2 protein-coding genes are annotated in these 895 nt (G+C 44.4%); both read left to right on the top strand.

Translation table 11 applies throughout. The features are described from left to right. Positions 1 to 120 precede the first annotated feature (120 nt). Positions 121 to 741, top strand: coding sequence for a nicotinate (nicotinamide) nucleotide adenylyltransferase (nadD, locus tag A3739_RS25750; protein WP_068502337.1), 621 nt, complete (start codon positions 121 to 123; stop codon positions 739 to 741). A 30-nt stretch (positions 742 to 771) separates the two neighbouring features. Then, positions 772 to 895 (top strand): RsfS/YbeB/iojap family protein (locus A3739_RS31540; protein WP_369821123.1); only part of this gene is annotated, 124 nt, incomplete at its 3' end.

Raw genomic sequence — 895 nt, 5'->3', positions numbered from 1 at the left:
CCCATCTGGCCCACCGACTAACAATGCAACATTATCGCCACGCATCCGCCAGTTGGTCTAGAGGGCCTAACTTCTGAAAAGTATGTCGTCTTGGGTGATGGGCATATTCGTACATAAGTTATGAATATTTTGTTCGGCGGGAGTTTTGATCCTGTTCATAATGGGCATCTGCGCGTAGCGACCGAGCTTTCAGAGTTGTTCGATGGCGCGCAGGTTTCTTTGATACCGTGTCGGGATCCCGTCCACAAGCCGCGGGCAAATATCGATGCTGAAAGTCGATATAGAATGCTTGTAGCCGCAACTGAAGAATCTCCCAGCCTGGTTGTTTCTCGTATCGAGCTTGATGCAGAGTCAGACAGCTATACGATCAACACTTTGCAAGCTTTAAACTCTAATGAAGGGTTGATATTGGCGGTAGGAACAGACTCTGCGTTGAATATGCCTACTTGGCATCATGCAGAAGTATATAAAGATCTATGTAACGTCGTCGTGTTAGAGCGTCCCGATTACAGTAATGCGCAAATTGAAAACAACCTGAAAAGTTTGGGTTTTTCAATTGTTAGCTCGCCTGATGCGCTAAGATCTGCTAAAACCGGGTTAGCATTGATTGCGCGCGTAACGCAGTTGCAAATCTCTAGCTCAGATATTCGGCAAAGAGTTGCCGAAAACAAAAGCATTCGTTATTTGGTGCCTGATGCAGTGCAAGGCATTATTTGCGATAATGATTTTTATCAAATTTGAACCATTTTTTTGAGGCCAGTCCTTCCCTTTATGCAAGCAGATTCCATTAAAAACGTCGTTGTCGGCGCACTTGAAGATTTAAAAGCTGACAATATCAATATTTTGAACGTCAAAAAACGTACTAGCGTGACCGATTATATGGTGGTTGCCTCTG

The organism is Oleiphilus sp. HI0067 (assembly GCF_001635735.1).
This window is presented reverse-complemented; position numbering and strand designations above follow the sequence as displayed.

Coding starts and splice junctions, on each gene's coding strand:
- nadD (WP_068502337.1), top strand. CDS start 121: ATGAATATTTTGTTCGGCGGGAGTTTTGATCCTGTTCATAATGGGCAT.